This window comes from Mucilaginibacter sp. (assembly GCF_039921305.1).
GTDB lineage: Bacteria > Bacteroidota > Bacteroidia > Sphingobacteriales > Sphingobacteriaceae > Mucilaginibacter.
In genome coordinates this window covers 1-6499 of record NZ_JBDSCA010000051.1, presented here as the reverse complement: position 1 = coordinate 6499, position 6499 = coordinate 1, and the positions used below count along the sequence as shown (strand labels likewise).

General features: G+C 38.4%; 8 protein-coding genes. 3 read left to right on the top strand and 5 right to left on the bottom strand.

What is annotated here, in order from left to right; genetic code table 11:
* Positions 1-274 precede the first annotated feature (274 nt).
* From ABIN91_RS15145 to ABIN91_RS15135, 3 genes are all read left to right on the top strand, one after another.
* Entirely contained in the window at positions 275-1525 is a 1251-nt protein-coding gene (locus ABIN91_RS15145; RefSeq protein ID WP_348052065.1) for a site-specific integrase, read from the top strand.
* 132 nt (positions 1526-1657) lie between these two features.
* On the top strand, positions 1658-1978 hold the full coding sequence (locus ABIN91_RS15140; RefSeq protein WP_348052064.1) for an RNA-binding protein: 321 nt from the start codon (positions 1658-1660) through the stop codon (positions 1976-1978).
* Between the two features lie 121 nt (positions 1979-2099).
* Positions 2100-2645 (top strand): GNAT family N-acetyltransferase, encoded by a 546-nt coding sequence (locus ABIN91_RS15135; RefSeq protein WP_348052063.1) that lies wholly within the window; start codon positions 2100-2102, stop codon positions 2643-2645.
* A gap of 354 nt (positions 2646-2999) precedes the next feature.
* On the opposite strand, the gene ABIN91_RS15130 is transcribed toward ABIN91_RS15135, so the two are convergent.
* The 5 genes from ABIN91_RS15130 to ABIN91_RS15110 all read right to left on the bottom strand — a co-directional run.
* The gene (locus tag ABIN91_RS15130; protein WP_348052062.1) at positions 3000-3263 is read right to left on the bottom strand and encodes a helix-turn-helix domain-containing protein; all 264 of its coding nucleotides are present in this window, start codon (positions 3261-3263) and stop codon (positions 3000-3002) included.
* Positions 3264-3478: 215 nt separating this feature from the next.
* Positions 3479-3862 (bottom strand): hypothetical protein, encoded by a 384-nt coding sequence (locus tag ABIN91_RS15125; protein ID WP_348052061.1) that lies wholly within the window; start codon positions 3860-3862, stop codon positions 3479-3481.
* Between the two features lie 58 nt (positions 3863-3920).
* Positions 3921-4901 carry a hypothetical protein gene (locus tag ABIN91_RS15120; protein ID WP_348052060.1) on the bottom strand — a complete coding sequence of 327 codons (981 nt, stop codon included), beginning with the start codon at positions 4899-4901 and terminating at the stop codon, positions 3921-3923.
* A gap of 36 nt (positions 4902-4937) precedes the next feature.
* Positions 4938-5765, bottom strand: a complete 828-nt coding sequence (locus tag ABIN91_RS15115) for a hypothetical protein (protein ID WP_348052059.1) — start codon at positions 5763-5765, stop codon at positions 4938-4940.
* A gap of 495 nt (positions 5766-6260) precedes the next feature.
* Positions 6261-6499, bottom strand: a 239-nt coding sequence (locus tag ABIN91_RS15110) for a PH domain-containing protein (protein ID WP_348052058.1), incomplete at its 5' end; no start/stop codon positions are given.

Below are 6499 nucleotides of genomic sequence, written 5' to 3'. Positions count from 1 at the left end.
AACCCTAACTCTCCGCTGACTTCATTAAAAAAGTGTTTAAAGCCATTTAATTGTAAAATTAGATGGCTTTTTTTTTGCTTCAAACTATCAAAACTCGCATACAATCGCAAAACTCTATTGCGTCTTTCGTTGAGGCTTTTAAAAAATCATGTAAAAATGAAAAAGCCTCAATGAAAAGCTTGTAACTAATTGTTTTACAACATGTTCACCGCATGGACATCTTGTGAAACAGTTAGATTAAAACTAATTTTGTTTCACTTTTTAATTGTGTGTTATGTTAGAAAAAAGCTTTGGGTTATTGTTGTTTTTAAAACCGTCAAGAAACCCGGCCGAAGAGGCCAAGTTCATTTATTTAAAAATCACGGTAGATGGAAAGTCTATTGAAATTTCGACTAAACGAAAGTGCGAAATTGCCAAATGGAACCCCGGTGCGGGAAGAGCAACCGGAAACAAGGAGGCGACTAAGGAATTGAATTATTACCTCGATTCACTGGAACAGCGGGTTTTTCAGGCGAAACGCCTTTTACTTGATACAGACCGAGCGTTATCAGCTCAGGCGATAAAAGATATTTTAACCGGTGCTTCCGAGCAAACCAGGATGATCCTCGATGTCTTCAGGCACCACAATGACCAAATGAAGGCCCTGGAGGGAATTGATTTTGCTGCCGGAACAATAGAGCGTTATGAAATATCATTGCAGCACACCGCCTCTTTTATTAAATGGATGTACAAGTCAGATGATAAGAATATTAAAGAATTAGACCATCAGTTTATTACGCAATATGCATTTTGGCTTAAAACTGTCAGAAAATGCAATCACAATTCAACTATGAAATATCTGGCAAACTTTAAAAAGGTCGTTTTGATCTGTGTGAAGAACCGATGGCTACCAGGCGACCCTTTCATAAATTTCAAACTGACAAAAAAGACGGTTGAAAAAGTAGCCTTAACGGAACGGGAACTACTTAGAATAATTGAAAAGAAATTTGCTATGGAACGGTTAAGCCTTGTCCGTGATATATTCGTATTCAGTTGTTACACAGGTTTAGCGTATGCTGATGTCAAAAATCTCAAAAGATCAGATATCCAGATCGGTGTTGATGATAAAGAGTGGATATTTATTCACCGCCAGAAAACTAATTCTGCATCTCGCATTCCGTTATTAACGAACGCCAAAAAAATTATATCAAATTACAAAAAGGATAAGAAATGTTTGAGTTCCGGTTTGGTTTTGCCGGTACTAACGAACCAAAAAATGAATGCTTACTTAAAGGAGATAGCCGATTGTTGCGGAATTAAGATGGACCTTACCTTCCATATCGCACGTCATACGTTCGCCACGACAGTAACATTGAACAATGGTGTGCCGATGGAATCAGTATCCAAAATGCTAGGCCATGCCAGTATCAGGCAGACGCAGCACTATGCGAAAATACAAGATCACAAAGTGGGCACAGATATGTTAAAATTAGAAGGAAACCTGTTTGATAAAGGCAAAAAAATAAAATCTAAATCCCCTATTTAGTATATGTCATATGATTTTACTGTTTATTTTAATATTGGGTCTCTGGTAATATAACTTTATCAGTCCTCAACGATGAATAGATCCAAATCTCGGAGATTAAGAAAATAACAGTAAAAATTTATATTTTTATGCATGGCTAAACTCTTTATCGTAGGTTTCCCAAAAGACATGGAAGAAATTGAATTGGTCGAAATTTTCAGTGCTCACGGAACGGTAAATACAGTTACGATCGCCACAGACAAAGACACCGGCGCAAGTAAAGGATATGGCTTTGTAACGATGAACGATGATGCAGGTGCCCAAAGGGCAATTAAAGAGCTGGACGGAGCAAGTATAGATGAACGCAAGATTAGCGTACGTATTGCGGAAGACAAATCTAATGCTGTAAACTCTTTTAAGAAGAAAAGTGACTTACAACATGAAGTTCCCAAAAAAAGCGTCCAAGAAGAATAACTTAAACGGAAAGCTTAAGTCATGTTATATTGAAAGCAATATGGAAAAGATTGCGATTTTGAGAAAATAAATAAGGGGAAGTTTGCCGTATATAGCGAAGGTTTATAAATTAGAGACATCTATGGAAACACCAACAATTTGCCTGGAGAAAGCAAATTTTACAATACATCCGTTTGGTCCGGATGATTTTCTGAGATATGATCAGCTGGTAATGGAGATTTACCAGATTCTATCTAATGAGGAAACGTTAAAATTTTTACCTGATAAAAGATTAACCAGCATCCAGGAGGCAAAAAATTGGTTGAATGGTTCAATCCTTAATTTTCATAATGGTCGAAATGTCGTACATTTTATCACATCGAAAATTACTGGAAAACTGGTTGGGATCATTGACCTTAATCCGCCTTCGGTCGCGCGGGAGCATTATAACCTCCTGGAATATCCCTATTTTATTGAATTTTATTTAAATGGTAATGCGAAGGGAAAATCGGTGATGACCAATTTGTTGCCTGTTATCATTAAACATCTTAAAATAAAGGGAATTAACAATATAGCCGCGGTTGTAAATCATAAAAATTACGCAGCAGGTAAAGTGCTGAAAAGATCTGGTTTTATCCTGCACAGCGACTTCGACACCTACCAGCATTTATATGCATTGTCTGCATAAAAGGCCATGACAAAATAGACAGTTTAGCTTTAATATGACGATCAGTTCCCTTATAAGGTTATTGATTGTTGAACAATTTCTACCATGCTACCAGCATAATAATCGTATGTTGGCAGGTAATTTATGTAGCCGAAATCAACCAGCTGACTAATGCATTTGTGATAGGTGGTAATACTTTTGAAGTGTGCTAAAGTCATTAAATTTTCCCGTGTTACTTTTATCTGCTTCTCAAACCCACCTTGACCCCATAAATTGAGCATACTTGTGTAAAGGCTGATATGCCACACGGTTACCCGGTTATCTTCAATCAACTTTGAATATAACTGGGAAGTGATTGGCGATTCGAATAACATATTAATCGAATTTTCCGCCGATCATGCTTTCAATGTCGGTTAATTTGTAAAGATGGATCCCTCCAACCTTATGTGATTTAAGTTTGCCACTGATCCTTAAATTTTGCACGGTGCCAGTTGATATCTTGAGTATATTTCTGACATCGGCACATCTAAGCCATTCTTTACGTTCGTCAGGTTTGGCTGCTATTAGCTTTTTAATATCATTCAATAGCGTTAATCGAAAAACTTCGAGATCTTCCTTAGTTATCGTTTCTATGGACATCGGTAAGAAGATTAAAATTCTTTTTGCGCAACGGCAACTGCCGTTGGCTTCGGTGAGTAGTAAGAATTGAACAATTCCTTTAAAAATGGGCGTTTACCAAATGTAGGGCAACCCAATAGCGATCTTTAACACTAAGGTTAGCATAAATCACTAATGATATTGAAATGTTAAAATTTATTGAAGCTAAATTTGTAAACGGTTCAACTGGAATACATCTAAATTAAACCATCTTCATCATCAGGCAGGTCTTCCCACCTAACTCCGTAGGCTGCCCCGCCACTGGTGTAACCTATGATAAATGCAAAGTTATCGTCATTGTCATAGCTATTTTCATTGGCCTTAAATTCGTTTTCCTGCTTCAGCTTTTTTTGCTCCCATCTGTTTTCCAAGGTTTGTTTCACTGCGAGTTCATATTGATCACTCACTGGTTCACCCAGCATTCTCAACTCTTTGATTGCGCAAATAAGATCAACCCGAAAACGCTCGGCATAACCACGAACCTTATTTTTTCCAATATAGGTTCCAAGCCAGATTTTGCCTTTCGAGAGCCGACTGGCACGGAGCGCAGTTTTACTGGTGTGCTTTTTTGGGGATTTCATTACAGGTAACAAATATAATAACCCAATTAATTATACGCGGAGATCGTGAAAATTAACATCATTTAGAGCCGTCAACAAATTTCTTTCTGGTGTTAACCCGAACGAGATCATACTTTGGTGGTATGACTTCTGCATAAAATCCCCGGTAATCGAAACGGTGCTCCCCTCTTAAATACCGGTTAACAAAAATAGAATAATCCGCTCCCGGTAAGGCTGCTTTCCTACGGTAGTGTTCTTTCACAAAATGAACCATTTGTTTTTTGTTCTCAAATTTCACCAATGAGGTTTTATATAATTCAGACAGTATTTCGGGATCAATCGGTATAATAAGGCCTATATTATCGTATTCTTTGATATAAATGCACCATTCATAATACATCGACATTGCAACCTGGTAAGACATAGCGATCAGCCTCATAACGTCAGTTAGGTGTTGTTTTTCCAACATTGCGACCGCATTTTTTGGCATTGCATAATTAGGATGGAGTGAGATCGGATTCGGGAGATCAGCACTATTTAATTTTTCTAAATTATCGAGCTTAGTTCCTAAAGAAAAGAATCCCTTGTTGAGTTCATAGCCACTTTTGAAACCGTAAAACGCTTCTGTATCCTTATTGTAGAAAGCAGAAGACATTTCGTAAGCATATTGTAATTTGGATTTTAGGATCTGCTTGGTACGGATGTCAATTTGTTTAACTTTATTTAATTGGATCGATTCATTAAATGTCATTACTTTGATATTCAGGTCCGGGAAAATTTCCGGAGTAGCCTGAAGATCTGTGAAAGGGCTGAAAAACCTTAAATTATCGTTTAGGCTATCATTACCGCCGGACATTAGGTACGCTTTATCGAAATGATTACGTGTTACAACAGGGAGATATTCTGCTAAGCGCATTTGTTTAAAATTCTGTTGGATCATGAGCATGGCCCATTCCAGGTGATCCATAAAGTTATCACCGGTAAAATCGTTGGTTACGGCTTTTACAAATTGCTCTTCGTTCAGGGCAAGGTCCTTATTTAATAAGCTGGTGTTTTTCATTTAAATTGATTTAGGAGTTGATAAATGGATTGTGGCCTATCGACCTCGCCGGGGGCTTTGATTGTTATTATCACCAACGCCATGGCCAGGAACTCTCGAATTATTCCTATTGTTATTGGCAATAAACTCAGGTAAACCGGTTTCGGACAAGGGTATAACTTTGGCCGATAATGTCTCCTGTATAGGATGCTCAGCTAATAAAAATATTTCTTCCATTCCGCAATCTCTGGCAACGGCGATAGGATCAAGTTTTAGTTCGTAAGGTATTTCGAGCCCCACTATGTTTTCCGGCAATTCAGTAATATCGTCGTCAGGAATATAAATGTTCTGGTTTTCCGTATCAAAGAAGATCAGATATTCCTCCCCGGACTCCGCCATTTCCATTTCCTTGAAACTGATATTTTTCCATGGTTCAGCGGTTTCCCTTAGTTGCCTTAGCCGCCAATCTATAGTGAAATCTGTTCCGGCCAAATCAATATGGGGTAACTTACCTGATAAACGTATTTTAAGTAAATCAGCAGCCAATTTTTGTTGAACGGGATCTTCCAAACGGACACGTATTTTTTCAAGTCGATTATCCTCCCACTCATTGATCAGGGCTTTAAGGAAAAGAGCAGCGATGTATTCATCCTTAGTTTTATACACCACTGTCTGAGTCCTGTAATCCTGACCTAAAAGGTTGCCCATTTCTACGACCGACCGTTCGTCCCAGGTTTGGAACTCGATTCTCGCAGCATCAAAATTTTTGTGTTCGGCGAACCTTAGTACCAATTCGCCCGACAACAATGGACCATAAAGTGCAATTAAATTCTCTTTAGTGATGTTGCCCGTTGAATTAAATAAGGGCTCTTTTGAAGTATCCATAATAAAGTGATTAAGGCTGTTAAAAGCCCGATAAGGGGGGGTAAGGTTAAAATAAAAGTCCCCAAACACTCGCTGCCGGGAACTTTCAACCTAAACCTTATCACAAAAGCGGGCAGGATGCCCGCTTAGATGCTGCAAATTTACAGAATAATGTTCAACTAATCAATATTGCCTGTTAAAAGCAGAATTGCGCATATATTCATTAAACCTGCGCTGGTATTCCCTTTCGTCGTTTAATCTTCGATTAAGCACGGCACAGCGCCATGCACACAATCCACAAGCTAAGAATGCAATGGACAAACAGGTAAGTGTTTCCTTCCTGGCTTTAACCTTTTCGGCGGCTGTCATTTTATCCATGGAATGTTTCCTTCCAACCGCTCCGAAAAAGGCAAATGTGGAAATCAAACAGGCCAGCAATATGTTTCTTATAATGGCTTTGATGACTGATATTGTTAATTAAGTTTACTAATAAAATTAGTATCTACCAAGGGCTTTCTAATTTAATTCGTAGATGTTGTTGTTTTTCCTTGCAGATAAAACCCTGTCCCGAATGGTATCTGTGATGGTGGATTCCGGGATTCCCTGAAATTGCATGACCGGGTTTTCGGGGTCGGTGCTTTTTAGTGTCAGGTACATCAGCTTGAATATTTGCAAAATAAAAGATTGGGTAATAATGTAGTCCTTCACTCTGAACATCTCCACCTGGTCGATCCGCTTAAAGAAAATACCCCTGG